The organism is Scytonema sp. HK-05 (genome assembly GCF_963872035.1).
Classification (GTDB): domain Bacteria; phylum Cyanobacteriota; class Cyanobacteriia; order Cyanobacteriales; family Nostocaceae; genus Kalymmatonema.
Map to the genome: position 1 here is coordinate 1 of NZ_CAWMYC010000142.1, position 26,066 is coordinate 26,066.

General features: G+C 42.3%; 24 protein-coding genes and 1 pseudogene. 11 read left to right on the forward strand and 14 right to left on the reverse strand.

Going from position 1 to position 26,066, the window contains the following annotated elements; translation table 11 throughout:
- Positions 1-184: 184 nt before the first annotated feature.
- The 4 genes from AACT52_RS32225 (at position 185) to AACT52_RS32240 (ending at position 3,316) form a co-directional block, all read left to right on the forward strand.
- Positions 185-1,375: a tail fiber domain-containing protein gene (locus tag AACT52_RS32225; protein ID WP_073634698.1), complete on the forward strand. Its 1,191-nt coding sequence runs from the start codon at positions 185-187 to the stop codon at positions 1,373-1,375.
- Between the two features lie 747 nt (positions 1,376-2,122).
- Entirely contained in the window at positions 2,123-2,542 is a 420-nt protein-coding gene (locus tag AACT52_RS32230) for a CVNH domain-containing protein (protein ID WP_073634699.1), read from the forward strand.
- Between the two features lie 85 nt (positions 2,543-2,627).
- Positions 2,628-3,047 carry a hypothetical protein gene (locus AACT52_RS32235; RefSeq protein WP_073634700.1) on the forward strand — a complete coding sequence of 140 codons (420 nt, stop codon included), beginning with the start codon at positions 2,628-2,630 and terminating at the stop codon, positions 3,045-3,047.
- Positions 3,048-3,091: 44 nt separating this feature from the next.
- A complete protein-coding gene (locus tag AACT52_RS32240; protein WP_073634701.1) occupies positions 3,092-3,316 on the forward strand; it encodes a hypothetical protein in 225 nt (74 codons plus the stop codon).
- A 33-nt stretch (positions 3,317-3,349) separates the two neighbouring features.
- On the opposite strand, the gene AACT52_RS32245 is transcribed toward AACT52_RS32240, so the two are convergent.
- From AACT52_RS32245 to AACT52_RS32275, 7 genes are all read right to left on the reverse strand, one after another.
- On the reverse strand, positions 3,350-4,765 hold the full coding sequence (locus AACT52_RS32245) for an AAA-like domain-containing protein (protein WP_073634702.1): 1,416 nt from the start codon (positions 4,763-4,765) through the stop codon (positions 3,350-3,352).
- Between the two features lie 462 nt (positions 4,766-5,227).
- Positions 5,228-6,340 carry a glycosyltransferase family 4 protein gene (locus AACT52_RS32250; RefSeq protein WP_073634703.1) on the reverse strand — a complete coding sequence of 371 codons (1,113 nt, stop codon included), beginning with the start codon at positions 6,338-6,340 and terminating at the stop codon, positions 5,228-5,230.
- Positions 6,333-6,917, reverse strand: a complete 585-nt coding sequence (locus AACT52_RS32255) for a Uma2 family endonuclease (protein WP_073634704.1) — start codon at positions 6,915-6,917, stop codon at positions 6,333-6,335. Before AACT52_RS32255 ends, AACT52_RS32250 begins: the two co-directional genes overlap by 8 nt.
- 83 nt (positions 6,918-7,000) lie before the next feature.
- Positions 7,001-7,855 carry a glycosyltransferase gene (locus AACT52_RS32260; RefSeq protein WP_073634705.1) on the reverse strand — a complete coding sequence of 285 codons (855 nt, stop codon included), beginning with the start codon at positions 7,853-7,855 and terminating at the stop codon, positions 7,001-7,003.
- Between the two features lie 83 nt (positions 7,856-7,938).
- Positions 7,939-8,115 carry a hypothetical protein gene (locus tag AACT52_RS32265; RefSeq protein WP_158054856.1) on the reverse strand — a complete coding sequence of 59 codons (177 nt, stop codon included), beginning with the start codon at positions 8,113-8,115 and terminating at the stop codon, positions 7,939-7,941.
- A gap of 226 nt (positions 8,116-8,341) precedes the next feature.
- Positions 8,342-9,073 carry a RadC family protein gene (gene radC, locus AACT52_RS32270; RefSeq protein ID WP_073634706.1) on the reverse strand — a complete coding sequence of 244 codons (732 nt, stop codon included), beginning with the start codon at positions 9,071-9,073 and terminating at the stop codon, positions 8,342-8,344.
- 102 nt (positions 9,074-9,175) lie between these two features.
- Positions 9,176-10,141: a phosphoribulokinase gene (locus tag AACT52_RS32275; protein ID WP_073634707.1), complete on the reverse strand. Its 966-nt coding sequence runs from the start codon at positions 10,139-10,141 to the stop codon at positions 9,176-9,178.
- Between the two features lie 463 nt (positions 10,142-10,604).
- Between AACT52_RS32275 and AACT52_RS32280 the strand changes: the two genes are divergently transcribed.
- Entirely contained in the window at positions 10,605-11,270 is a 666-nt protein-coding gene (locus tag AACT52_RS32280; RefSeq protein WP_073634708.1) for a class I SAM-dependent methyltransferase, read from the forward strand.
- 51 nt (positions 11,271-11,321) lie between these two features.
- Here AACT52_RS32280 and trhO read toward each other — a convergent pair whose 3' ends face one another.
- Both trhO and AACT52_RS32290 read right to left on the reverse strand, forming a co-directional pair.
- Positions 11,322-12,239 carry an oxygen-dependent tRNA uridine(34) hydroxylase TrhO gene (gene trhO / locus AACT52_RS32285; RefSeq protein WP_073634709.1) on the reverse strand — a complete coding sequence of 306 codons (918 nt, stop codon included), beginning with the start codon at positions 12,237-12,239 and terminating at the stop codon, positions 11,322-11,324.
- A gap of 89 nt (positions 12,240-12,328) precedes the next feature.
- On the reverse strand, positions 12,329-12,454 hold the full coding sequence (locus tag AACT52_RS32290) for a hypothetical protein (RefSeq protein ID WP_272937127.1): 126 nt from the start codon (positions 12,452-12,454) through the stop codon (positions 12,329-12,331).
- Between the two features lie 705 nt (positions 12,455-13,159).
- Between AACT52_RS32290 and AACT52_RS32295 the strand changes: the two genes are divergently transcribed.
- From AACT52_RS32295 to AACT52_RS32305, 3 genes and pseudogenes are all read left to right on the forward strand, one after another.
- Entirely contained in the window at positions 13,160-14,923 is a 1,764-nt protein-coding gene (locus AACT52_RS32295; RefSeq protein ID WP_073634710.1) for a C2 family cysteine protease, read from the forward strand.
- A gap of 342 nt (positions 14,924-15,265) precedes the next feature.
- Positions 15,266-16,822 (forward strand): S8 family serine peptidase, encoded by a 1,557-nt coding sequence (locus AACT52_RS32300; RefSeq protein WP_073634711.1) that lies wholly within the window; start codon positions 15,266-15,268, stop codon positions 16,820-16,822.
- 216 nt (positions 16,823-17,038) lie between these two features.
- A pseudogene (locus AACT52_RS32305) lies at positions 17,039-18,312 on the forward strand (SufS family cysteine desulfurase).
- Between the two features lie 33 nt (positions 18,313-18,345).
- Here the strand turns inward: AACT52_RS32305 and AACT52_RS32310 are convergent.
- From AACT52_RS32310 to xth, 5 genes are all read right to left on the reverse strand, one after another.
- Complete coding sequence (locus AACT52_RS32310) at positions 18,346-19,023, reverse strand: MarC family protein (RefSeq protein ID WP_073634712.1); 678 nt, start codon at positions 19,021-19,023, stop codon at positions 18,346-18,348.
- Positions 19,024-19,642: 619 nt separating this feature from the next.
- Complete coding sequence (locus AACT52_RS32315; RefSeq protein WP_158054858.1) at positions 19,643-19,810, reverse strand: hypothetical protein; 168 nt, start codon at positions 19,808-19,810, stop codon at positions 19,643-19,645.
- Between the two features lie 2 nt (positions 19,811-19,812).
- A complete protein-coding gene (locus AACT52_RS32320) occupies positions 19,813-21,309 on the reverse strand; it encodes an HlyD family efflux transporter periplasmic adaptor subunit (RefSeq protein WP_073634713.1) in 1,497 nt (498 codons plus the stop codon).
- A 122-nt stretch (positions 21,310-21,431) separates the two neighbouring features.
- On the reverse strand, positions 21,432-22,307 hold the full coding sequence (locus AACT52_RS32325; protein ID WP_073634714.1) for an SDR family oxidoreductase: 876 nt from the start codon (positions 22,305-22,307) through the stop codon (positions 21,432-21,434).
- 95 nt (positions 22,308-22,402) lie between these two features.
- A complete protein-coding gene (xth, locus tag AACT52_RS32330; protein WP_073634715.1) occupies positions 22,403-23,185 on the reverse strand; it encodes an exodeoxyribonuclease III in 783 nt (260 codons plus the stop codon).
- A gap of 362 nt (positions 23,186-23,547) precedes the next feature.
- Between xth and AACT52_RS32335 the strand changes: the two genes are divergently transcribed.
- The 3 genes from AACT52_RS32335 (at position 23,548) to AACT52_RS32345 (ending at position 25,975) form a co-directional block, all read left to right on the forward strand.
- On the forward strand, positions 23,548-24,615 hold the full coding sequence (locus tag AACT52_RS32335) for a glycosyltransferase family 4 protein (protein WP_073634716.1): 1,068 nt from the start codon (positions 23,548-23,550) through the stop codon (positions 24,613-24,615).
- Positions 24,616-24,672: 57 nt separating this feature from the next.
- Positions 24,673-24,858: a hypothetical protein gene (locus AACT52_RS32340; RefSeq protein WP_073634717.1), complete on the forward strand. Its 186-nt coding sequence runs from the start codon at positions 24,673-24,675 to the stop codon at positions 24,856-24,858.
- 88 nt (positions 24,859-24,946) lie between these two features.
- Positions 24,947-25,975, forward strand: a complete 1,029-nt coding sequence (locus AACT52_RS32345) for a zinc-dependent alcohol dehydrogenase (protein ID WP_073634718.1) — start codon at positions 24,947-24,949, stop codon at positions 25,973-25,975.
- Positions 25,976-26,066 lie beyond the last annotated feature (91 nt).

A 26,066-nucleotide genomic window follows, 5' to 3' on the forward strand; every position in this document is an offset into this window, starting at 1 on the left:
AACTGTCTTAACTGTCTTAACTGTCTTAACTGTCTTAACTGTCTTAACTGTCTTATAAATTAGTTTTTAACTGTCTTCTTAACTGTCTTATCTGTCCTTGCCTTTTTATTAAAATTGTGAAAATATATCGAAAGATGCAAGTTTTGCATACTTCCTACTTTCTTAAACAAAGGAACAAAAAACTATGGCTCAGCAAACAACTAATGGCGAACTTCATGTGACTGAAGGCATTTCAGCCGGGTTGCTTGATTTTACTCAAAGCGCAGGTCAAATTACACTTTCAGGAAGTGGATCTGGTCTTTACCTTTACAGACGTAACCTCACTGCTTTCCCAAACCCAGCTGTTAAGGGTGATACGTTTGCATGGTACAACCCAAACGGCGCACTTCGTCTTTGGACACACGTGACTGGTGATTTACTAACAGTTACTGCTGACGGCAATGTTGGTATCGGGACAACGACACCACAAGCAAAATTGCAAGTTACTGGTGGAGCGATTACGCCAGAGGTTGGAAATAATGATCAAGCAGGTATTTTGTTTCCAAAAGATCCCGGTGGCGGTTCAGGCGATAAAGCTTATATTCGCTACTATGTTGAAGGCACGACCTCAGCAAATACAAGCGAAAAAACCAAGTTATTGATTGGAATTGAAAACGATTCTGATGATAGCATTGGTTTGTTTCAATTCGGTGCGGAAAGACTAACAGTTACCAATGGTAACGTCGGCATTGGGACACAGAAACCCGAAGCAAAATTACAAGTTTCCGGGCTTGCTGCTTTTGACGCCACTGCTGGAATTGATTTTGATGGTCCAAGTTGGGACTTAACTAATGGTTCCCAAAAATCTAAATTTATTCGTTGGGGCTATAGCCGTCCTAACACACTCAGTGGTGATGTTATTACGGTTTATGTACCAGGTAATAATGACAATTCTTGGGAAGCGATCAATATTTTTTCAGCTCACAAGAGAGTAGGAATCAATACTGCCAACCCCGACCAAACCTTAAGTATTGATGGCAACGCTTCTAAAACAGGCGGTGGAACTTTTGCTGCGCTTTCAGATGCAAGAACAAAAACAAATGTTACGCCTTACCAGCGCGGATTAGAACTTATTAAACAATTGTCTCCAGTGAAATTCCGTTATAAGCCGGAGTTTGATGCAAAAGGCAGTGACGCAGGTAGGGAGTATGTAGGCTTTGTTGCTCAGGAGTTGCAACAAGTTTGCCCCAGCATGGTTTTAGAAACACAAAGGCATAACGAGTCGTCTTCTCTTTTAATGACAGATATTTCAGAACTGACTTTCACCCTTGTCAACGCGATCAAGGATTTGTCAGATAAGGTGAGCGCACTTGAAGCGCGGTTAAACGCTGCATAGGGATGCCAGCAACAAGTAGGGCTAGCTCTTCGGCATTGTGAAGAAAAATTCGCGAAAATCCCTATAAAATAGAGGTTTTTGCTCAAAATTCTTTCTTTCATTCTGCTTGATTAAACTCAGCAGGGCTGGTGACAGCCCTGATGAATTTAACAACGATTATATTGTTGAAGCCCGAAAGATTTGGGTTGCTCAAAACTGGCATCCACCGGAATTTTAGCCAGAAGTTTGTTGGGGCTCATCTTACCTAAGGGCGATCGCCTTTGGCAACCACTTCAGCCTTATAAAAGTCAGCAAAACTCTCCATCTTGATCTGACGTATGCATTCTATCACTTCTTGAACTAAATAAATCTGTATCTGTCTATTTTTTCGCTTAACTGTCTTAACTGTCTTAACTGTCTTAACTGTCCTTTATTTATTGCAATCAGTTTCTTAAATTTCTGCTTAACTGTCTTATCTGTCCTTGCATTTTGATGAGAAAAGTAAGATCATGGTGGCATGAAGTGAAAGCAATTTCCGCCAAAGGATTTGTCAAGCTAGACACTTAAAGCCAACGATTTACACGTTGCTGCAATAGTATTCTGGTTTAGACTTAATGTCTTGGGGTAAAGTATTGTGTTGAATGGTCTAGGCGTTCACAGAAAGTGGAAAAGCCGTACTCATATATGATCCTTAATTATTGACAAAGCTCACATAAGGATTTTGTCGAGACAATTGGCTACATTACAAATAGAAGGGGTTAATAGAAAATGAAGAAATGGCTACTACTCAAAGTTGCTATGGTCTTTTTGTTTACTTTCGTTGTGTCACTTAACTTTGTTGTTGATCAAGCGATGGCAACAGGTGAATTTAGCCTAAGCTGCGACAAAGATAAGATAGAAATCAATGGCTCAATCCTATCAACAAGTTGCGCAAAAAGTAATGGCGATTCTCAGCAAACCTCCATTGACTTAGATAAATACATTGGTAACTTGGATGGAAAATTATCCTGGAGTGATAAAAATTTTTCTAAAAGCTGCAAGAATATTGCTCCAGCGCAGTTGCTGAGTACCAGACAACTTGTACTTGTTGCTGAGTGCAAAACAGCAGCAGGAGACACATATTATCCATCAGAGATTGAGCTAGATTCTCACATTGTCAACATTGATGGCACCCTAAGTTACGAATAATTGTGGTTCTATTGCCAAATGAACTAACACTATTTTCCAGATAGCAATATCAATACAATTTTCTGAATCCAAGGAGGAAAAAATCATGACAACTCAAACCTCTATTACCGATTTAGTCGTTAACAGTGCTAAAAATTGCTATCAGCTTACAAAAGAGCAAATGGAGGCTATCCAAAACAAAGGAGTAACAGCAGAGCTAACACAGGGAATCTATGTTGTCCGCATCAAAGAAGGTGCATTCGATTATGTCAAAGATTCTGAAGACGCAGAAAACGAAGCCTTAGTTTTACTCTGGATTTATGGGGGCAAATTCAAGAACTTAAAAACGAATAAGCAAGTAACAGCCGGTTGGTCAACTCTAAATGGCTATGACGATACCCTGACTATAGCTGTGTCAGAACCGTCGAAACTGTGTGCTTTCTTCTTCGATACTGAGATTAACGATAACGCGGGAGATGTTACCGTTTCAGTCATTAAAGTTGACGAATTGCGTAACTTTAATTAGTGCTGTCAACCTGTTATTTACACTCCAAAATAGCTAATTTGTGATTGAAAACTGCTCTATGCCTGCTTGCTGTAGGATTAGCTGTAGGATTAGCTTTAGATCTAAGAAAGCTAGAAACGAGAAACACTACTTTTATCCAAGAATACAGAGCGTTTGAACCACCAAGAAGCGGAAAGCCAAAAGATACTTCAGGTGCTGGCTCTCGACTTCTTGAAAGTAGGCGAGTCGTTGCAAATAAGGTAATTTTTGAACATAAAATCATTCAATGATAGGGGTTCAAACCCGTATCATTAAATGATTTCTTAAATGATTGTCGCTAGTTGTTTTGCAAAATAAGTGCGGTAGAGTTCGCAACGCGGTATAATGCGATCGCCCTTAAAGCAAATCAATCCCAAACTCTCGAGTTTATATGCCTCAATCGGGTCAAGAGAAATACCTTGCTTTGCTGTCACAACATCAGTATAGATCTTTGCCAGACTGGGTTTTTCTTGCAGTTTCGCCCAGTGTCGCCATAAATGATAGCGGTAGATGCCACCGTTGGTAAGTGCCTCTTGTATCAGCTCTTGTAGAGTGATGACCTGAGAGCAAAGATAATAAAGCGCAATCCGAATGAGTGCTGGATGACCGCCTACAAGCGACATCAGTTGGGCAGATTCCTTACCACTACTCCAGTCTAGCGCGTGCCGCTGGGCTAAATCTTCTACCTGTTGCTGGGTAAATTCCACGAGACGGATAGGTAGTCCAATATTAAACGGGGAGCGGTTGATATCTAGGGTGGCATACTCTTCTGTAGAGTAAACTACTACTAACCTCAACTTGCTCCAATTGGCATTTTGTCGTGCTTCCTCGCACCAAGAACGCAACAAAGCAAAGAACTCAGTAGCAATGTGAGGATGTTCAAAAAAGCAGTCAACTTCATTCAACACCAGAACTACTGGGCTTTGAATCTGCTTGAGCAAATACTGCAAGTAAAAGCTACAATTTAACTTACAACCAACTTCCTCATCCCATATGTCATTCAGGTTGGGAGCAATGTCTAATTCTGTTGCAATTCGCCAGCAAAGATTACGCAAAAGCTGATTTAAGTCAGTTAGACCATCGGAATCTATCTGGTAGCAATTCAGATTCACTGTGCGATACCCTTGCTTTTGTGCAAAAGCACAAAGCCGCAACACCAGAGAACTCTTACCCATCTGTCTAGGTGCTCGAATGCGAATTACACAGCCTGGTTGAGTGACTTCCCGATAAACCAGTTCCTCAATTGGGGGACGTTCGACGTAGAAGGGGGAATCCAGAGGTACGGGACCATCTGGGTATGACCAAAAATGTTTAAGTTTGTCACGCTGTTCGTTAATAAATGAATCTACTGATAAAGACTCAGACGAACTTACCTCTTCTGTTTCTAAACTCACCAAAAGCTCGCCAGAGGTTTCAGTGTGATTCGGTTCATCTAAAATTGTATAGTCTTCGCTACATAATTCCAGGTTAAAAGCGCTAAAGCACACTCTCACAGTTTTCTGGTCTACGCCTCTATCCAAGGACCACAATCGGCTGAGTGTTTTGCTAGAAACATTCATGCGTAAGCCTAGTTCGTCTAAAGTAAAGCGATCGCCGTTGTTGTGCGCCTTCTCCACAGCCAGAATTGCTGCTTCTAGCCGCTTCAGCCCTGCAGGAGTCAGCATAATTCCCCGTTTTCTCCTACTCTTTGATTGCTTCATATCGCTAATTCTCCCTGGTTTTCTCTTGTTATAGAAAAATATAGCTATCCTGAACTTTAAGCAGAATCATAGATTAGGGAAGCGCACTGTATTGTGTGTCATTTCAATGCTGTTGTTGCAAAAGCACATCAAAATGACGGTTAGAGATGATTCTCTGACCTAAATTATACAATAGGCTTATTAGCTAGCTGTTTTGTTAAATTTGTCAACTTACTATAATGCCATTTTTTAATCAGTTATTCAAGTGTTACTTAAGTGTTGTTCAACTGTTAGTTGCATTTTCTCTTTAAAAAAACATTTACAGCAGATTGCAAGTTACTGAAGTACAGAGATACCCCACCCGCGCTGTCGCGCACCCTCCCCGATGCCTTGGGGAGGGTTGGGGAGGGGTGTACTCCATTTAGATGCAAAGTGCTGTATTTAACTGTTATTAACTAGCTAATAATTTGTTATTAATGTTATTTAAAGGTAGCGTGATAAAACTTCAACAGTAGCAAGCCCTGTTTTTTCCCAACTGAACTGACTTGCCCTGCTTATGCTTTGAGTCGAAAGCTGCTGACGCAATGCGGAATCAGTTGCAATTGTTCGCATCGCTTCAGTGATTTCCTCAACGCTGTAAGGATTGATAAGAACAGCAGCGTCGCCAGCAACTTCTGGTAAAGATGAGAGGTTAGAAGTAATCACAGGAGTACCGCAAGCCATTGCTTCGAGAACTGGGAAACCAAAACCCTCCCAAAGACTGGGAAAGACGAGGGCTATAGCACCACAAATTATTTTCGGCAATTCACTGTAAGGAACATAGTTAAGGAATTTAACTTTATCGGTTATACCTAGTTCTTCAACTTGCGTTTGTAAGTTAGGAGTGAAGCGTTTATCTTGTGGTCCTGCTAACCACAATTCGTAGTCTTTATTATTAGATAAATTATTAGATAATGCTGCAAAAGCCGTAATGAGTCGATGTAGGTTTTTGTAGGAATCCTGTCGTCCAATGTAGAGAAAGTATGGAGAAACTGTTGTGGGGTGGGCATCTTGCCCGCCATTTTCTAAATAAAGCGGACGAAAATGATTGGCGTCGTATGCAAGAGGAATAGGAGTGATTTTGCTTGCCCGAATCTGATAAAAGTCGATAATGTCCTTTGCCGTAGCATGGGAGTTGCAAATAATGTGTTGCGCTTGCGCAAGAACTTGGGGAACGTAGTAGCGCGAGAAATGCGTCAGTGGTGACAAGAGTTTGGGAAAGCGCAATGGTATCAAATCGTGAACCATCACAATATAACGGCAATTGGCAGAAAGTGGGGCTTCCGGAACAGGAGAAAATATAAGTTGAGATTTCAGATTTTTATAGATTTTTGGCAGTTGAAATTGTGTCCAGACAAGACGGTCAAAATGTCCTTTTGTTCCCTGAGCAGGCGTAAGATTATTAGGAATTGGATAACAGTTAAAATCAGGGTAGTTTTGTGCCGTTAATAAGGTGGGTTTAAGAGTTTTTAAATAAGGAAAAAGATTTTTTGCATAGTTGCTTATGCCTGTGGGTTGGGAAAAAAGAATGGATAAATTAAATAATATTTTACTCATTTCTATCAAACTTAACCCGCTCATAAATTTGACGGTGCGGGATTTGGCAATTAGCTGAAACTAGAGTCAAAACTCCATCTTCAGCGTCAGATTCGCTAAATAGCCAGTTACCTTCTGGAGTTTTACTAAACTGCTCAATATGGATTTGATATTGGTCAATCAAAACGTATTCTTGAAATTGAGGAATAGAGCGATAGTATGTAAATTTATCACCCCTATCGCGGCTACTGGTAGATTTAGAGAGAACTTCAAAGATAATATTGGGATTCAGAACAGTATCAGTACGTCCTGACTCAAATACTGGTTCACCTTTGATAATCAAAACATCTGGATAAGTGTATTGGCGAAAGCGAGGAATCCACAGACGCAAATCGTTAGCGTAAACGTGGTAATCTTGCTCCCTGAGTGCAAGGGTAAGAGCAATTATTAAATTAACAACGATTTGATTATGGTTAATCGAACCCCCTGTCATAGGAACAATTTCTCCATCACGGTATTCGCTGCGGTAGTCGGCGGTTTCCTCAAGTGCAAAATACTCCTCAATCGAGTGAAGAGAGGGCGGAATCTGTACAACCATAGCACGAGCCAGTGAGTTTTTGATTTTACGATATAATCTTAGCCTAACATCACCAGAGATAGGTTTAAGAGAGCGATTGGCTCCTAAGCGTGCCCCTTGGGCGATCGCCTGCAATACATGAACACGCCAGCAAATTTGCCAAATGCTACTTGAGGTTTTACAACCATCAAAATTAAAGCATAAAGAATCAAACGAACTAACCTTAATAGAAAAACCACTTTATTTGTATATCTATCTAAAGATAATAAATAACCATAAGTACTATTTTTGATTTTTCTAAAAACATATCTATTAGTAATTGAGGAGGGCTGATGTAGGACACCAAACTGCTTAGTAACTGCAATCAGATGTCCTTGATTAGCATAGCGTCGGCAAAAGTCAAAATCTTCATAGTAAAGAAAGTAAGCAGGGTCAAACTGAGGACATTTATCAAACTTACGAAGATTAATGATAAAGCTACAACCTGTAATCCAATCGCAAGCAACATAATCTGCATCTGTATTGCTCAATAAATCTTGAGTGAGAATTGCTCCTGTTGCCGGAATAAAGCGACCGCCTGCAAACCAAACTTCGCCCGTAGGAGTATGAACTATTGTGCCGAGAATAGAAATTTCTCGATGTGCCTCAAAAAACAACTCGACTTGAGCCAAAATATTTTTTTCTAAATAAGCATCTGGATTAATAATCCAAACAATTGCTTGAGGTTCTTGGGTATAAATCCAATTTATTCCTAAGTTGCAACCACCACCAAATCCTAAATTATCGAGAGCGTTTAAAATGAGAATATCTTGATTTTTTAGAGCATAAATAGAATCATCATCAGGAGAGTTGTTGACAATAATTGTTTTGTAGTCAATATTTTTATCAGCAGGCAGAGAACTCATTAATTTAGTAATGAGATTGGTGGAATAATAATTAACTACTAAAAAGTAAATCACGTATATTATTACTCAGTAAACTAGTTGATTTTTTAGATAAGGATATTTAAAACCACAGATGTAGGCGTAAGCCGTGCCGTAGGCTACACAGATGATTTATCTACGCTGAGATCTTGCACCCTTCGGGTTCGCCAGTCCCCTACGGCGGGAAACCCGCCTGCAGGGCTGGACTCACCATTCTCAACAAGAGCCAGAGGCTCTAATATCTCGTTACCAGGTTGAACCTGGTAACGAGGGTTTGGACGGCGACGCAATGTCACTGTTGCAACTCGAGGCTTGATCTCAGTACGTTCATCTGTGGTTTCATTTTCATCTAATTGACTTTAAAGGATGTTTGTAAAGTACCGAGTTGTATTGAGATCCCCCCTAGCCCCCCTTTTTAAGGGGGGAAAATAATCTCAAAGTCCCCCTTATGACGGGGGATTTAGGGGGATCGAAAAGTTTTTGATAACTAACCACTTCTAAAACATCCTCTTAGCAAGAGGCTTAATCTCCCTGCGGACAATCCTCCCACAATGTTGTTATCTCCCGTATGCTCTGATGATTGCCATCGCCTAAAATTAGATGGTCTAAAAGAGGAATGCCCAAATACTGCGCTCCAAGTAACAACTGTCGCGTCAATTCGATATCTTCTTGACTAGGTTCTACATGTCCAGACGGATGGTTATGTGCCACTATAACCTTCGTTGCTCCTTGACGAATGACTTCTCGAAAAATTTCGCGGGGAGGGGCTAAAGTTTCCGTTGCTGTGCCAATGGTAATCACTTGCGTTCCCAGCAGGCGATTTTTTGAATCTAACAATAACACCGCAAAACGTTCTTGATTTTGCCACATTAAATCTTGACTAAGAGCTGCCGCCGCCGCCGCTGGACTATCAATTAACGTGCGTTCTCCTGGACGGGATTGAAATGCTCGTTTCCCTAATTCAATCGCCGCCAAGATAGTCGTTGCTTTTGCTGGACCAATACCAGGAATTTGCATCAACTCGGCGGCGCTGACATCTCGCAGAACTGCCAACGGGTCTCGCTGGTGTTTGCTCAGTTCCTGTAAAATATATTGTCCCAGACCCACCGCAGAAAGTTTTCCGTGTCCTTGACCGGTGCCTAGCAGAATTGCTATTAACTCGGCTGTGGCTAAAATTTTAGGACCATACGTTAACAACCGCTCACGCGGACGTTCAGTCACAGGTATGTCGGCAATTCTGAGGCAATAAGTCATAGACAAATACAGGAGATAAATGGTGATATATGCACTTATTCCTAAGTTATCCCCTGTAATTCTGAAAACCTCTAGATATTTGACCAAATATTTAATTTTGAGCTATTTTACCGTACTTTCCCTGACTTCATACTGATAAGTTTGTGTTGCCTTGAGCATATGGTACGTAATCAATAGCTGGGTGAGAGCGAGGGGGTAACTTTGAAGTGTTTCCCCAGTTGTACCAGCAATTTTGCCCAACTCTGGGTTGCTTTCGCGATCGCATATATTCTTCAGGTAGGGCATATCAGCACAAATAATATGCTCTAACTTATTAACCTCTTCCAAAGTGGCATGACCATCAACTTCCAGAACATCGACTGGTTTGCCCATATCCCGGTCTAATTCTAAGCGGATTGCTGACTCAAAACTGCCATCGCCGTAGTTGAGAATCTGGCTAAAATCTGGATGAGGAATCGTAGGACGTAACACTAGACGCACATTTAGGTGTCCATTGGTTTGGTCCAAATCGTCATTGGGAGGGTAAAAACTCACGACTATATCTGACCATTGTCGTTGTGGACGGATAAATTGTTCAGAATCTGGTTCGCGTTTTCTGAGTTCCTCAAGTACTTGTTCTTCTGTATACCCTCGCTTTTGCGTATCCCGCTTAACTTTCCATTGAGCGCGTAAAGATTCAGGGGGAGCAAGGTAAACTTTCACATCGTAGGAGTCACGCGCGCCACGGGTGGAATAACCCAGCAATCCCTCAACTATGACAAATTTACTTGGCTTGATATAAAGTGGTGGCTCAAAAGTACCAGTTTTGTGGCTGTAAACAGGTTTGAGGATTGGCTGCCCTGTCCTCAGTTGCGACAGGTGGTGCTGCATAATATCTAAATAGTTGCAGTCAGGATGAAGAGCAGTGATACCAATCTCAGCACGCTGCTTTCGGTCGTACTTATGGTAATCATCCGTACAAATAACCGTAACATTCTCCGGACCAAGAACCTGAGCAATCCCCTTAGTCAGTGTTGTTTTCCCAGCTGCGCTGTCACCAACAATACCAAGAATTATAGGACGGCTCATGATTCCCCCTGCCTGACGCTACAGTAAAGTATAATTTTAGATTGTATGTTAGTTTACTAATTTTAGAGAACTTATAAAATAGAACTCAAGAAAGAGACTATGAGTTATGCACTTCAATAAGTCATGAATTTTTGATATTATCGTTGATAATTTGGGCTTTTTGTACTTAATAGAGATGCCTATTTATTTTTGTAAATAAGAAAGTACTTTTATAAAGACGCTCGTGCAGCGGGAGCAGAAATCACAAGGACAGTTAGATGTAATATCATGTCTGATTTAAGACTTATAAGGATGGCTGGCTGAAAGCCGCAGAGGAACAGGTACGTAGTACCGTCCAAACGTGATGGGCGACCGGGGATGAAAGCGTTTCCGTTGCAGGGTTTAGCCTGCCGTCACGCAATGTTTGCAGTACCTTCACATATTTTATAATGATAAAAATACAATTAGCCATTAGCAGCAAAACATGGCATATAAAACGTCAGGACTTGAAAAAAGTATTTATGAATACTTGCAATCGGTTTCATTACGAGAACCTGAGATTTTAGCGCAATTGAGACAAGAAACAGCACAGCATCCGAGGAGCAGAATGCAGATTACTCCAGAACAGGGGCAATTTATGTCACTGCTGGTGCAGTTGATGGGTGCAAAGAAAACTCTAGATATAGGTGTATTCACAGGTTATAGTTCCCTAGTGGTGGCATTGGCGTTACCACCAGAGGGTAAGGTTGTTGCCTGTGATCTCAGTGAAGAGTATACGGCGATCGCCCGCCGCTACTGGCAGCAAGCCGGAGTGGCAGATAAAATCGAGCTACACATTGCCCCAGCACTCGACACTCTAGATAAACTCATAGCACAAGGAGAAGCAGGCACCTTTGATTTTGCCTTCATCGATGCTGATAAAAACAACTACGATAACTACTACGAGCGTTCTCTACAACTTCTACGTCCAGGTGGGTTGATTGCGATTGATAATGTCCTACAGTCAGGACGAGTTGCAGATCCCCAAGAGCAAGACAAGATAACCAATAGCATCCGCGCTTTTAATCAGAAACTGCATCAAGATCCACGAATCACCATGAGTTTGGTACCAATTGCGGATGGCTTGACCTTAGCGCTAAAGCGTCCCTAGGCGAACCTCCAAGAGGCTGCCTCCGCAGCCTTTGTTCGTATACCCCACCCTTCATTGTGTCGAAGTCACCGAGAAATCTTGTCCATTCCGCTTCCTAGCCAACTCCAACTGTCGTTTTTTCTCCTGCTGACGTGTCTTTTTCTCCTCCGATAGGGTATCAAAACAATAGGGACAACAAACTCCTTCCTGATACTTGGCAGATGATTTATCAGCTTCAGAGATGGGACGCCCGCAACTTGCGCACATATCATAACTACCCGTTTCTAAACCGTGACTGACAGCGATGCGTTGGTCAAACACAAAACATTCGCCATCCCACAAACTCTCAGACTCAGGAACTTCCTCTAAATATTTGAGAATCCCACCTTTGAGGTGATAAACCTCTTCAAACCCTTGGGACAGCATGAAAGAAGAGGCTTTTTCGCAACGAATTCCCCCAGTACAAAACAGGGCAACCTTTTTGTGTTTGTTGGGGTCAAGGTGTTTGTGAACATACTCGGGAAATTCACGGAATGATTCCGTATGAGGATTTTGCGCTCCTTTAAAGCTTCCGATCCTCACCTCATAATCATTGCGGGTGTCAATCACCGTCACTTCAGGATCGCAAATCAGCTCATTCCAATCCTTCGGGCTAACATAGGTACCCACCTGTTCGTTGGGGTCAACTCCAGTCCTTCCGATAGTCACAATTTCTTTTTTCAAGCGCACTTTCATCCGCTCAAACGGTGAGTAGTCAGCATAAGACTCTTTGTGTTCCAAGTCTGCTAAGCGGGGATCGGAGCGCAAAAAAGAGAGAACAGAGTCAACCGCTTGACGTGAAGCCGCTATTGTACCGTTAATACCTTCTGGTGCTAATAGAATTGTCCCCTTAACGCCATGCGATTCGCAGAAAGACAGCAGAGAGTGTTGTTTCTCGGCAAAATCTGGCAATTTAACAAATTTATATAGTGCTGCAACAACTAGGGTCATTTCTTTGTCCATCCCCTTTTGGAAAATAATAGTATTCGGTTAAAATAACGACGACATTATAATAGATCTACCTTATATTATATTTTTGTTTAACAGTTATCCGTTTCATGGCTCCGGGCACGGAGTGCCCGCGCCCGGAGCGATCGCGAAACACCACAGCGCCAGTCGCCTGCGTCCGGAAACCCTACCAAGAGCGTGCAAGGCGTTAGTGGCACTTTTTTATCCCTCACGATATGCCTTTCGGACTGTTTATTCTTCACTAGTTTAATACCACTCTAAGTGAAGGGGACTGGGGACTGGGAGGAATTGTCTAATACCAATTCTCTGTAAACTTGCACTTAATACTAGCTCTTTCACTCTTGGCGTGCTTGGCGTCTTGGCGGTTGTTTAATAAATATTAAGTGCATCTTCATGGAGAATTGGTATAAGAACGCGCTCACAAAAAATCCTTAACTGAACGGTATTGGACTATAAATAAACTGCTGCTTTTCTCTAACCTGTTAGGATTGCACATTTTGAAAGTGTTACCTGCCTGAAGAATAAAGAATAAAGCTAAATCCCTACGAATAAATTCTCTTGCTTAGATTTCTTGTAAAAGTGCGTAGTTTATCATCCTGAACATACCTCCAACAGAGAAAAAAGGCTTATGCTTTTCGTTGCCGCTTTAAAGTCTTTTTTCTTAAAAATCTAGTACATTCACTTATTCATACAAAGAAAGTAGTATTACCAGATTACCTATCTTTACTAGTAATAAAAGTTACGTGTTTTCAACCTGGCTGCTTTGGGCTCAGAAGTAGGAGTATAGAACAACAGACATTCAACCATTTAATTTTGATATCTTCATCTAAAACCTTTGTTTGGCAAGGGTTTTAAATGGTGTGCCTGCCAAATAGCGTCAAGAAAAGCAGACATAAATAATTATGCCAATTGACTATAACAGTATTAATCTAAGCCCATCAGCTAATACAAATACTACTTCTAAAAGTCAAGTTTTTAATGGATCGCTAGGTCATAACAATCGCATCGATGACTACAGCTTTACTCTAAGTGGTCGTAGTAGTTTGAACTTTGCTCTTGATGGTCTGTCAGCAGATGCAGATCTGCAATTGCTAGACAGCAATCGTTCAGTGATAGCGGGTTCCCATAATTATCGTGATACTGCTGAATCTATCGACAAGACTTTGGATGCAGGCACTTATTCTATCCAGGTCTACCGTGTGAGTGGTGGGAGAACTTCCTATAATCTTAAAATTTCTAAAAACGAAGCACCGCAATCATTACAATTTAGCACTGATAAAAGCAGCTACCAAGCAGGGGAAACAGTCAACCTAATCAATACCAGGGCATTTGATGGCGATGGTGCAAACGATATAGCACGAGTGGATTTTTGGTTGCAAAAAGACGGCGGAAACTCGCAAGGCATCTCTGATACTGTACAATTCACCGCCGATAGCAACGATAATCGTTATTGTAGCTTTAACTATGCTCTTACTGGTCTAGCTGGTGGCAACTATCAGTTGTCGGCAAAGGCTTATGACAAATCTGGTGCCAGTACAGATACTGTACAAACAAGCTTTAACGTTGTTCTTACTCAAGGCTCTAACGTTGTTCCTACTCAAGACTGGTTTGACCTGAATGTTCAAGATGGTGTTCTACGCGTAGAGTCTAAGAACCGCTTTACTGATGGTGTATTAGACCGCAACGACATGATAGCTATCCTGCGTAACGCAGAGAACGGTGGTACAGTAAATGCCACTGAATTTACAGACCTCCGCACGTTAGTAAGTAATGCCTCTTACTTACAAATGCCGGAGTATGTGCGAGTTTTGTCTAACAAGGTTGTCAATGGTGACACTGCTAACCAGAAGTATCAAGGCAACACACTAGGCAACTTGAATGCAGGTAGCAGTGACATTCAGATGGAGAACCTAATTAATAAGTGGTTTCTGGGTGGCGATCGCCCACAAACTTCATACACTTATCAATACGCGAATGGTTCTCTGTTCCAAAATGGTATTAGTTACCAAGATGTGAAACAAGGACAGACAAATAACTGTTATTTCCTTGCAGGTTTAGCTGAAACAGCCGGTCGTTCTCCTAGCACAATTGAGAGTATGTTCATTGACAACGGCGATAATACTTTCACCCTGCGCTTCTGGCACAATGGAGTTGCTGACTATGTAACGGTAGACAGATATTTACCAACGAATTCATCAGGGTATTTACCTTACGCCAATCAAGGTAGTGACCACAATAGCTCTTCTAATGAGTTATGGGTTGCTTTTGCCGAGAAAGCTTACGCCCAACTCAACGAGTCTGGTTGGATTTATCAAGATAATACCAACACCTACACTGGTATTGGAAAAGGTGGGTATATCAGCGATGCACTAGCACAAATTACAGGAAAAAATACTTCTCTTGGTAATGGTCTTAACTTTAGCTCTCTAGTTGATGCCTTCAATTCTGGACAATTGATTGGGTTTGGTACAAAACCAACTGGAGTAGCATCAAATATCGTGTCTGGTCATGCTTACGCGCTGATAGATTACAATTCCTCCACCCAAAAATTCACTCTTTTTAATCCTTGGGGAGTAGACACCAACGCTTCAAAACCTGGTGTTTTAGAATTAAGTTGGAGTGACATTGACTTAAGCTTTAGTTATTGGGATTCTACAATCAATTAATATTATAGCAGTCATAGTTAAGTTGTGAGACACTCCTTTTGGTCGTCCTTAGTTATTTGTTATTTGTAAACAAATGACTAAGGACAAATGGCTTTTGCCGGATGCCGGGTGAGACTCTCGTCCCTAATTATGAGCGGACAGAATGTCTGCCTCACAAGAACTGTATTCAATGTAAATACAAACCACTATATTATTTGTAAAATAATTAGCATTTTTTATTTTTATTAAATAGTAATTATTATCTTAGGTAAAGTCTCTTTCAGGCAAAAGCCCTATTAATCATAAGGCTTTTGCAGGTCATGCTGTCAAAAAAAGAGATATATATTTGAGGAGATAATACTGATGCCCAGCGATATAAATACTAACAATTCTTTTTCTAATCAAGGGCTAAATATCACGTCTACCTCCTCAGTAGATTCCTTTCATCCCAATAATGACTATAGTGTCAACTTTGGCGGTCACAGTAGTTTTTACTCAACTAGCGATAACAAGCAGCCAAATCCTGAAGAGCAATTATTCAATGATAATGGCTACGATTTCTCCTCTGGTTATGGCTTGATAAATGCAGCCGCCGCAGTGGGTAAAGCTGTTGGTCAAAGTCCCTTTGCTGATGTTCCTGATCTTGGTGGTAATAATTGGGGAGCCGACCTTGTGAAAGCTCCAGAAGTCTGGGCAAAAGGATACACAGGTCAGGGTGTGGTTGTCGCTGTTCTGGATGTTGGCGTTGACTTCAACCACGATGACTTGAAGGATAATATCTGGACAAATCCAAAGGAAATTGCTGGCAATGGCAAGGATGATGATGGCGATGGTTTTGTTGATGACGTTCACGGCTGGAACTTTGTTGATAACAACAATGATGTCTTAGATAGAAAAGGTCATGGCACCCATGTTGCTGGCACGATTGCTGGAGAGAACAATGGCTTTGGTGTTACTGGCATTGCCTATGATGCCAAAATTATGCCAGTTAAAGTTCTTAATGATGAAGGTGCAGGCTCCTACACTTCCATTACTAAAGGCATTTATTATGCTGTAGATCATGGAGCGAATGTGATTAACCTCAGCCTAGGTGGTGGTTCTGGGGACGATTCGATGCAAACAGCTCTTCAATATGCCAGCAATAAAGGAGTTATTGTCGTTATGGCAGCTGGCAATGATAGTGGCTTTCAACCAGGCTACCCAGCCCGATATGCAGACAAATCAGGAATTGCAGTTGGAGCAGTTGATAAAAATAACAACATGGCTGACTTCTCCAACCGCGCAGGAGTGAATTCACTTACTTACGTTACAGCTCCAGGAGTTGATGTTTACTCTACAGTTCCGGGTAATCAGTATGCTTCCTATAGTGGCACATCAATGGCGACTCCCCATGTTGCTGGTGTCGTTGCTCTCATGCTCAGTGCTAATCGCAATCTCACTGATGCTCAAGTGCGTCAGATTGTTCCAGAGACAGCAGTACACAGTACAACAACCCCAAGCTTTAGCCTCCCAGGTTTAAGTTTCAAGGACTCCATAACACAGAGCCGTATTGCAACTTCTAGCTTCAGCATTACAGAGTATCAAGATGGCTCTTGTGCTGTCTCACCTGCCTCTGAAATACAGTGGGGGGACCAGATGCCCCGAAGTTTGCTCAACGGGGGGAACCCCCGCACGCAACTTCTCTCCACCCCACAAAACCAGTTGGATTATGCCAATACACTGCAACAGTATAGCTTCAGCGCCAGTCCTGAAATCGGGAATAACGAGATGTTTGACAATCCTGTTCTCTGGTCGCAATTCTCAAGCTACCAAACCACACTGAACAACAACGTTAACTACAGTATGAGTGACTATAGTGGTACTGATTCTGAAAATATGCTGAACAAACGCAAGGAAATGCTGGAGGAGTATTGGGAATAGTTAGTTAACTTTAACATAGCGTGATGTGACATACTTCTATCAGTGTGGAGTCAACAAAAATGTAACCAAAAATTGTATTTGTGAATACGAAAGCGTTTGTTTTTCTAAGACTTATTGTTCAAACTAACGGACGATTATTTGTTACCGACATAGTTGCAACTATTGAAGGGCATTATTAACCTTCAGTCCGCAAACCATCATCACTTAGTTTGAACAATGATAGTTAATCAGGAAAAAACGCTTGCCGAGAAAGTCCGTGCTGACTTCCCAATTTTGCAGCGAAAAGTCAACGGCAAACCCTTGGTTTACTTCGACAACGCTGAAAGTTCCCACAAACCCTCGGTAGTACTAAATGCCCTACGGGATTACTACGAGCAATATAATTCCAACGTGCATCAAAGCACACATGTTCTTGGTAAGGAAGCCACAGAAGCGTATGAAGCAGCGCGGGAAAAATTAGCGAAGTTTATCAATGCTGCTTCGCCACAAGAAATTATCTACACCCGCAATGCAACTGAGGGGATTAATTTAGTGGCTTATGACTGGGGCATAAATAACTTGACAACGGGGGATGAGATTATCATCTCGGTAATGGAACACCACAGTAATATCGTTCCCTGGCAGGTGGTTGCTCAAAAGACAGGTGCAGTGCTGAAATTTGTTGAACTGAACGAGAATGAAGAATTCAATTTGGAACAGTTCAAAACTCTAATTTCAGACCGAACTAAATTGGTTTCTATATTGCATCTTTCCAGCACTTTGGGTTGTATTAACCCCGTAGAGGAAATTATTGCGATCGCTCGCCAAAAGGGGTCTAAAGTCTTAATCGACACCTGCCAAAGTCTTCCCCATATGCCTATCGATGTCCAAAAGATGGACTGTGATTGGCTTGTTGGTTCCGGTTACAAAATGTGCGGTCCTACTGGTATTGGCTTGCTTTATGGTAAGTTGGAGTTACTGCGGTCAATGCCTCCTTTCTTAACCGGAGGTGACATGGTTGCTGAGGTCTTCCGCGATCGCCGAAGGCGGGCGCTTTGCGCCATCGCGCCACATACAAGGATTTGCCCTATAAGTTTGAAGCAGGAACACCGTCAATTGGAGATGCCATCGCCTTTGGTGCAGCCGTTGACTACCTCAGCGAAATTGGCATGGATAAAATCTATGCTTATGAAGCAGAATTGACTAAATATTTCGTCAAACAGCTGCAACAAATTAAGTCAATTCGTATTTACGGTCCTCAACCAGAAAATGCTGCTGTGGGTAAAGTCGCTATAGTCATGTTTACTGTTGAGGGTATCCCCGCCAAAGATTTATCCTCCCGTCTGGATCAGGCTGGAATTGCTATCAACGCAGGCTTACACGCTACCCAGCCTTTACACGAGTACTTCGGCGTTGAGTCTACTGCACGAGCAAGTCTGTACTTTTACAACACTTACTCTGAAATTGACGCTTTCATTGCAGCCATTAAGGAAACGATAGACAATTCCTAATTCATAATGAGTCATTCGTAATTACCAATTCAATTACGAATTAGTAATAATTTGTAGGTGTCTCAGCCAATCACCGATTCCATTGAGAATTAGCTGAACACCTACTGCCATAATAAAAAATCCCAAAATTCGGCTAGATGCTTTGATACCGGTTTCTCCTAACCAAATGAGAAACCAATTAGAGGCTCGTAAACATAAATAAATGAGCAATCCTAATAGGAAAATCGCTAACAAAACTGCTAGAAAATTTAGTACGGTTGGGACAGACAAAGTGCGTCCTGCTTGAGCCGATAAACCCAAGGTCACAGCAAGAGCGCTCGGTCCTGCCAACAAGGGAACGGTCATCGGCATAAAAGAAATGTCTTCGTGCTGAGCGCTTTTTTCAGCGGCTGCTTGATTTTCCGTTGGTGTTAGCCTTGGTCGTGCGCTCATCATTTGCCAAGCAGTGTGAAACACCACAATTCCCCCAGCAATACGGACGACCTCTAGAGAAATTCCAAAAAAGCGTAAAATCCCCCCTCCAATTAAGAGAAATAGTGACAATACTAAAACTGTATACTGAGCAGTTTTGCTTGCGAATTGATGACGCTCTTTGGGAGAATTTGCCGATGTTAAGACGAGAAACGTAGGGACATTTCCAATTGGATCTACTATCGGAAAAAGTGCTACAAAGCTACCTAAGACAAACTCTGTAAAATTCGGGATATTCACCTTGTACTCCTATTGAATAGGTCTTAAATAGTTAATTGATTCTATTTACCCTAGCTTCTGCTAAAACAATTGGTTCATATTAAGTTTGTATATAACCAAGAAGACCTTATTCGTTATTACGGCATAGTTCAGATTCTATAGATAAAAAAACCTGCTAACTAGATAGGAAAGATAGCAGGAGACAATTGAAAGGTTGATGTATTCCTAATTTTTTAGTTTCAAAGAAAAATTTACGAGTTTTTACTATCGCTAGATAGATAGAATATTAAGTTTACTTGTAAATTTAGCTACATTTACAATGGATTCTATAAAGAAAACCCCTGCCAAAAGCACTGTTAAATTAGCTTAAGGGCAGGAGAGGCAGGTATGTTGATGTTAATGTTATTCTTTGTTTGATAATTCCATTTTCTTGATTAATCTTTCACTACCTATAGGCAGAAAAGGTATTGATTAAAGATAATCCAGACTGTGTTTATCAACACAATACTTCTTTACTTTAATGACAACCTTAAAAGGAATTTTTGTAAATTTCCTGTAACTAATATCAAATTACTCAAAGTTACTGGATTTAATTAATATCTATCAGGTTAGCCTCTGTTTACAGCGCTTATTCTTATGATTAGCGCTGTAACGTATCATAATCGCCAATAGTATCCTTCTGGTCTGACTCCAAGCAATCAACCAAAACAAGTGCGATTGGCTTTGCCACTGTCCCGAATCGCGATCGCGGCGCTGTTCCTTGCCCAATCACCTCCGGCGCAGCACAAAGCGCAATCGCGCCTCCCAAACCTACCTCACAGAAAATGCCTCACTAAAGCGACGAGTAATCGGCTCAATTAAGAATGTCAAAATTGACTTTTTGCGAGTGACAATCTCACCATTAGCAGCCATTCCAGGAGTAAACCCAACTTCTTGACCGCGCACCAATATTGAATGTTTGTTGAGCTTAATTCGGGTGGGAAAAACTAAGCCCATTTCTTTATCAAGAATAGCATTTGGACTGACTTGCACCACCTCGCCCTCAATAGTCCCAAATTCTTGGAAGGGGAAGGTCGCCATTTTCACCTTTGCCTGCATTCCCTCCTGAATAAAACCAATATCCCGGTTAAGGACTTTCACCTCTAAGAGAAGTTCTTCGCCTTCTGGTAAAATGGACAGTAACTCTTCACCTGCTTGCACTGGTCCTTTTGTTGCTTTGATTCTGTAGATAGTACCTGACACTGGAGCTTTGATAGTTTCCTTGTCTTGCTGTTTGCGTGCTTGCTCAAGCTGACCTTGAATGGTGGTCAGTTCTTCTTTGCGTTTGTTAATCTGGGTGATAATTTCACTTTGACGCTCTGATTCCAGACGTTGTGCTTGAGTGCGAGCCGCTTGATATGCTTCTTCGACTTGGCGAATTTCTTGAGCCTGAGCAGCAATATCCTTTTCTAAGGATGTGACTTTGTCTTGAGCTTCTGTTACCTTATTTTGGGAGTTTGTCACCTCATCATTTGCCCTGGTGATTTCCGCAGTCACACGATTGAGTCTTTCTTGGGCGTCTAGGTAATCGAGTCGAGGTACCGCACCGGGGGTGACGAGGGTTTTTAGGCTTTGTTCCCTTTTTTGAGCAATTGCTAAGCCGTTTTCAACTTTAGTCCGAATATTTTGGGCGTTGAGCTGGTTCGTTTTGGCGTTGGCAAGGCTAGTTCTTGCATTTACTAAATTTTCTTGCAAGCGAGTCAGGCGTACTTTCGCCTGGTTAATCAGCGCTTGTTGGCGATTTGATTCGGCTTGGGCTGCGGCTTGACGCGCTTGATAGTCTCGTAAACGAGAGTTTAGCAGTTCATCTTGAAGTTGTGTGCCACCAGCTTGAGCGCCCGTGCGTTCTGCATCCAAACGCCGTAAATCTTCCTGAATTAATTTAGCAGATGTGGCTAAGCGAGTAACATCGACTTGTTGCAAGTCTGGGTCACGTTTAACCAGAGGTTGACCTTTGAGTACGCGATCGCCTTCTTTGACATTGACTGTAACAATTGTCCCGTTACCTATCGATGTCACTGGTCGTACTTGTGTAGCAGCAATTAATTCTCCTGGTGCTGTCGCGACTTCATCAATGAGCGAAAAATTTGCCCAGGCGATCGTCCCCAATACCACCGCACTCACTGTTCCCGCTAACAATCTACTATACAAAGGTGGCAATTCCTGTACCGCTTTACCCAGTTCATAGGATAAATGTTCATCAGGTTTTACGAATCGCTGTTTTGTTTTACGTGCTTGAGCAGCATTTGCAGTTAGGGAGTATTTCATAAAATTTTAGATTAGGGACTAGGGATTAGGGATTGGGGATTAGGGATTGGGGATTAGGGATTAGGGATGAGGAAGAGTATTCCCCAGTCCCCAGTCCCCAGTCCCCAGTCGCCATTACCCATTTAAACTGCTAGGTAACGTCGCAAAAAATTTTCTAATGTTTCCAACTGAAAATTGAAAATAGCCTCCAATTGGGCAATTTCCTGATTTGTACAGAAAAATTCATTCGCTAGTAGTGTACGAAACGTTCCCAAAGCTTTTTGTGCTTCGGGATTAAACAAACCTAATGCACCCCGCAGCGCATCTACTGCAAACAGTGGCGGGTTAATCACCACTGGCTCTTTGTTAAAAATGTGACCAAAAATTTTGGGAATATCCTCTCGCGATAAAATCTCTGGTCCTCCAACTGGGAATATCTGGTTGCGAGCGGCTGCTACTGTCACAGAATCTACCACTATCCTTGCCAAATCATCTGTACTCACAATAGAAGTACGGTTTTTGGGATCGCCAACCAGCAGGTACAACCCCGTTTCTCGAAAACGTTCTGCCAATGGCAGCAAGTTCGATGCTAATCCAGCTGGGCGTAAAATAGTGTAGTTTAAGCCACTAGTTTGCAGGTATCGCTCTACCGCTCGTTTTGCCTTGAATACAGGAGCATCTTCGTATCCCCGGTCTGCTCCTAGCACGGAAATGAAGACAAAGTGTTGTACTCCATTCGCTTTTGCTGAATCTATCAGTTCAATGTTGGCGCGGTAGTCCAAAGATAGAGCATCACCATCAGAACCATGAGCGCTGATAATGTACTGTACGCCCTGACAAGCTTTTTGAATATCCCTTTCTTGGCGCAAATCACCAATAAAGATGTTAGATCCTCGGTGTTCTAACTCGCCGTAGCGCGAGGTGAGACGGACAAACGCGCGTACCTGCTTTTCCTGTTCCCGTAAAAGTCGCACAACTCTGCGACCTATTCCCCCAGTGGCTCCAGTGACTAGAAACATATCGATTTTGGATTTTGGATCGTGGATGAGTCAATAGTCCAAAGCTTTTTAACTCTACAATGTAGAGACGCGCCATGGCGCGTCTCTACTAAATTCTAGAATTCGACAATCACTGGCGTATGATCGCTCGGTTGAGCTAACTTTCTGGGAGCTACATCGATAGTGCAGCTCTTAGCACGCTCATATAAGTTGGGTGTAAGATAGTGATGGTCAATACGCCAACCCAAGTTACGCCGAAAAGATACGGCTCGATAGTCCCACCAACTATAGTGTCCGCCTTCAGAGGTAAATTTGCGAAAAGCATCAGCAAATCCTAATAAGAGAATATCTCGTAACGCTTGGCGCTCTGCTTCTGATGCCATAATGTGATTTTCAGTACTCACACTATTATGAATATCATTATCTTCTAGAGCAATGTTAAAGTCTCCACACATACAGATAGCAGGTGAGGATAAAAGAAGCGATCGCAAATACTCCTGCAGCACTGTTAACCAACCCAGCTTGTATTCATATTTCTCGCTCCCCACAGCTGAACCATTCGGTACGTAAAGATTGACAATTCTGATACCGTGAATCACACCTGTGATTACCCGTTTTTGCTCATCCCAATCTGGCTGCACATCTAACAAAATAGGCGTAAAACCACGGCTGACATCTTCTAGTGGTTCACGGCTTGCTATGGCAACACCGTTGTAAGCTTTTTGTCCTGATAAATAAAGATGGTAGCCCAATTGCTCGAAGGCAGCACAGGGAAATTTCTCATCTACAACTTTCGTTTCTTGCATACACAGGACATCAACGTGATTTTGACTCAACCAATCAACAACGTGTCCAAGACGAGTGCGAATCGAGTTGACATTCCAAGTAGCAATTTTCATATGAGTTACTCTTCAGTAGTCATTAATTATTTTCTCCTCCTCCTGCAAGCCTCTCAAAAATTGATCCCATTGCGATAATTTGGTATTTTTCGTTACAAATTGTTTGAATTATTATGATCCCCAAGATAGATGAATTGCTATCTTCTTAAAGAGTAATGTAAAACTATATTCTCTGCGTAGTCATTATAATATGTGGTGTGAAATAAGTCTGTGGCTATGCCAGGGTACGGTTAACCGAAATTGCGCTCGCTTGAGCTAGTCGGGTTAACTTAAAATCATGATGATTAGGTACAAATGCTCTACCGTCATCAAATGTCAGTCCTAGCGACAGAACTATTTCACCTGCTGAACCAAAACAACTTATGAAAATCGCTCAAGTAGCCCCCTTATGGGAACGAGTTCCGCCTCCTACATACGGAGGAATAGAGCTAGTCGTGAGTCGCTTGACCGATGAACTAGTGCGTCGAGGTCACGATGTCACTTTGTTCGCGTCTGGAGATTCGCAAACATTGGCTAGATTAGAAGCAGTTTATCCTCGTGCATTGCGCTTAGACGCAAACGTCAAAGAGTATACAGTGTACGAAATGCTGGAACTCAGCCAAGTTTATCAGCTAGCAGAGGAATTCGATATTATCCACTCCCATTTGGGAATTTCGGCGTTACCTTTGGCGAGTTTTGTGCCAACACCCACAGTGCATACCCTGCACGGCAGATTTACAACAGACAACCGTAACGTATACACTTACCACCAAAAGCAACCATACGTCAGCATTAGTAACGCCCAGCGTGAGATAAACCTCAACTATGTTGGCACGGTCTACAACGGGATTAATCCAGAAGATTACCGTTTTGTCGCTCAACCTCAAGAAGCCCCATATTTGGCATTCTTAGGACGCTTTTCGCCGGAAAAGGGACCGCAACACGCGATCGCCATTGCCAAGCAAACTGGTTGGCATCTCAAAATGGCAGGAAAAGTTGATGTAGTAGACTCTAAGTTTTTTGAACAAGAGATTGCCCCACACATTGATGGTAAGCAAATTCAATACCTAGGTGAAATTAACCACGCCGAAAAAGTTGAACTGCTGGGCAATGCTGCTATCACCCTCTTCCCAATAACCTGGCAAGAACCCTTTGGGTTAGTGATGATTGAATCAATGGCAACTGGTACACCAGTCATTGCCATGAATTTAGGTTCCGTATCCGAGGTGATTGCCCACGGAGTCTCAGGTTTTGTGTGCCAAAGTTTCGATGAAATGGCGGCAATGATTCCAGCCGCTTTGGAACTCAATCGTCAAACTTGCCGAGAATATATAGAGAACAAGTTTAGCGTTATCCAAATGGTTGATGGGTACGAGGCGGTTTATGGAAAAATCATCAAAGACCGCATCAATTCAAACGGTCGCATTCATGCCGCTAGAATCCAATTTTAATCAACAACTTTTTTAGTGCATCTATAATCAACAAGTTTTCAAAAGGAGGACATAAATATGAGTCTGAACTCCAACAGTTGTCCCTGTTGCGGTGGTTCTCTGTTGCGTCATGTCCGTCATGGTGAATTCTACTGGTTTTGTAAAACCTGCTGGCAAGAAGTGCCATTGTTAACTGTGAGCCGGATGCCCAACGCAGAAGCAAGAAGCACGGGAGTTGTTCCTCAACCAGCAGTCAAATCCTAAGTTTCTACAATTTAAGACTGATGAACGACTAAAAAGTTCCCAACTCCACCTGGTAAAATCAGGTGGAGTTCATTACTGGTAACAAGCTGTGTTAGCAGCCTTACTTTACGGCAAAGAAAATTTAAGTTTAGAACAAGTCGCTGACCCAACCCCCGGTATCGGTGAAGTCGTTATCAAGGTGGGAGCAGCGACAACTTGCGGTACTGACTTGAAAGTTTGGCGTCGCGGCGGTCATGCTAAGATGCTCAAACCGCCAACTTTGTTTGGTCATGAAGCTGCTGGAGAGATTGTAGCCGTAGGAGAAGGTGTTACGGCTTGGCAGGTGGGTAAGCGGGTGGTGGCAAATAATTCTGCTCCATGCATGAAATGTTTTTTTTGTCAACGGCAAGAATACTCCCTTTGTCCAAATTTGACATGGAATAACGGCACTTTTGCCCAGTATTTAAAGATTCCCGCGCCTATTGTGCAACAGAATATGTTGCCAATTCCTGATGACTTGCCGTATGAATTGGCAGCAATGACAGAACCTCTAGCTTGTGTGCTGCATGGGGTAGCCCGTTCCAACGTCAAAGCAGGTGATTGCGTGGTCGTGTTGGGAGATGGGGCGATCGGGCTGATGTTTGTCGCAAAATTGGCTCATGATCTCAACGCTGAGGTGTTACTGTTTGGCGGGAATGACCAAAGACTAGAAATTGGGGAAAAATTAGGCGCGGCAAAAACCTTTAATTACCGTCAATTGCCGGATATTCCTAGTTTCGTCAAAGAACTGACACAAGGATGGGGTGCAGATGTTGTGATAGAAGCAACCGGTGTACCGAGTGTTTGGGAAACAGCGATTGCTTGCGCCCGTCCTGGTGCAACCGTTAACCTATTTGGCGGATGTCCCCGAGATACGACTATTACTGTTAACACAGAACAACTGCACTACAGCGAACTTACCCTTAAAGGAGTGTTTCACAATACTCCTGAATATGTCCGGGCGGCGCTGTCACTGCTTACAAGTAGGAAGATTCCCTTTGAGTTGCTGATCAGCGAACACCGTCCATTGCAGGATTTAGAACAGGTGTTTTGTGAGATGAGGGAGCGTAAGGTCATTAAGGTAGCGATGATTCCGTGAAGATTGACCTTTCCGGTACAAGGGCTATAAGTTGTTTAATGTTGAATTGCTTATAAAAAGGTAGGCTGAAAACCCCGTGCAATCATACGCC

Excerpts from the sequence above, each read along its gene's own strand:
- AACT52_RS32225 (WP_073634698.1), top strand. The coding sequence starts at position 185 with ATGGCTCAGCAAACAACTAATGGCGAACTTCATGTGACTGAAGGCATT.
- AACT52_RS32230 (WP_073634699.1), top strand. The coding sequence starts at position 2,123 with ATGAAGAAATGGCTACTACTCAAAGTTGCTATGGTCTTTTTGTTTACT.
- AACT52_RS32235 (WP_073634700.1), top strand. The coding sequence starts at position 2,628 with ATGACAACTCAAACCTCTATTACCGATTTAGTCGTTAACAGTGCTAAA.
- AACT52_RS32245 (WP_073634702.1), bottom strand. The coding sequence starts at position 4,765 with ATGAAGCAATCAAAGAGTAGGAGAAAACGGGGAATTATGCTGACTCCT.
- AACT52_RS32250 (WP_073634703.1), bottom strand. The coding sequence starts at position 6,340 with ATGAGTAAAATATTATTTAATTTATCCATTCTTTTTTCCCAACCCACA.
- AACT52_RS32255 (WP_073634704.1), bottom strand. The coding sequence starts at position 6,917 with ATGGTTGTACAGATTCCGCCCTCTCTTCACTCGATTGAGGAGTATTTT.
- radC (WP_073634706.1), bottom strand. The coding sequence starts at position 9,073 with ATGACTTATTGCCTCAGAATTGCCGACATACCTGTGACTGAACGTCCG.
- AACT52_RS32275 (WP_073634707.1), bottom strand. The coding sequence starts at position 10,141 with ATGAGCCGTCCTATAATTCTTGGTATTGTTGGTGACAGCGCAGCTGGG.
- AACT52_RS32280 (WP_073634708.1), top strand. The coding sequence starts at position 10,605 with ATGGCATATAAAACGTCAGGACTTGAAAAAAGTATTTATGAATACTTG.
- trhO (WP_073634709.1), bottom strand. The coding sequence starts at position 12,239 with ATGACCCTAGTTGTTGCAGCACTATATAAATTTGTTAAATTGCCAGAT.
- AACT52_RS32295 (WP_073634710.1), top strand. The coding sequence starts at position 13,160 with ATGCCAATTGACTATAACAGTATTAATCTAAGCCCATCAGCTAATACA.
- AACT52_RS32300 (WP_073634711.1), top strand. The coding sequence starts at position 15,266 with ATGCCCAGCGATATAAATACTAACAATTCTTTTTCTAATCAAGGGCTA.
- AACT52_RS32320 (WP_073634713.1), bottom strand. The coding sequence starts at position 21,309 with ATGAAATACTCCCTAACTGCAAATGCTGCTCAAGCACGTAAAACAAAA.
- AACT52_RS32325 (WP_073634714.1), bottom strand. The coding sequence starts at position 22,307 with ATGTTTCTAGTCACTGGAGCCACTGGGGGAATAGGTCGCAGAGTTGTG.
- xth (WP_073634715.1), bottom strand. The coding sequence starts at position 23,185 with ATGAAAATTGCTACTTGGAATGTCAACTCGATTCGCACTCGTCTTGGA.
- AACT52_RS32335 (WP_073634716.1), top strand. The coding sequence starts at position 23,548 with ATGAAAATCGCTCAAGTAGCCCCCTTATGGGAACGAGTTCCGCCTCCT.
- AACT52_RS32340 (WP_073634717.1), top strand. The coding sequence starts at position 24,673 with ATGAGTCTGAACTCCAACAGTTGTCCCTGTTGCGGTGGTTCTCTGTTG.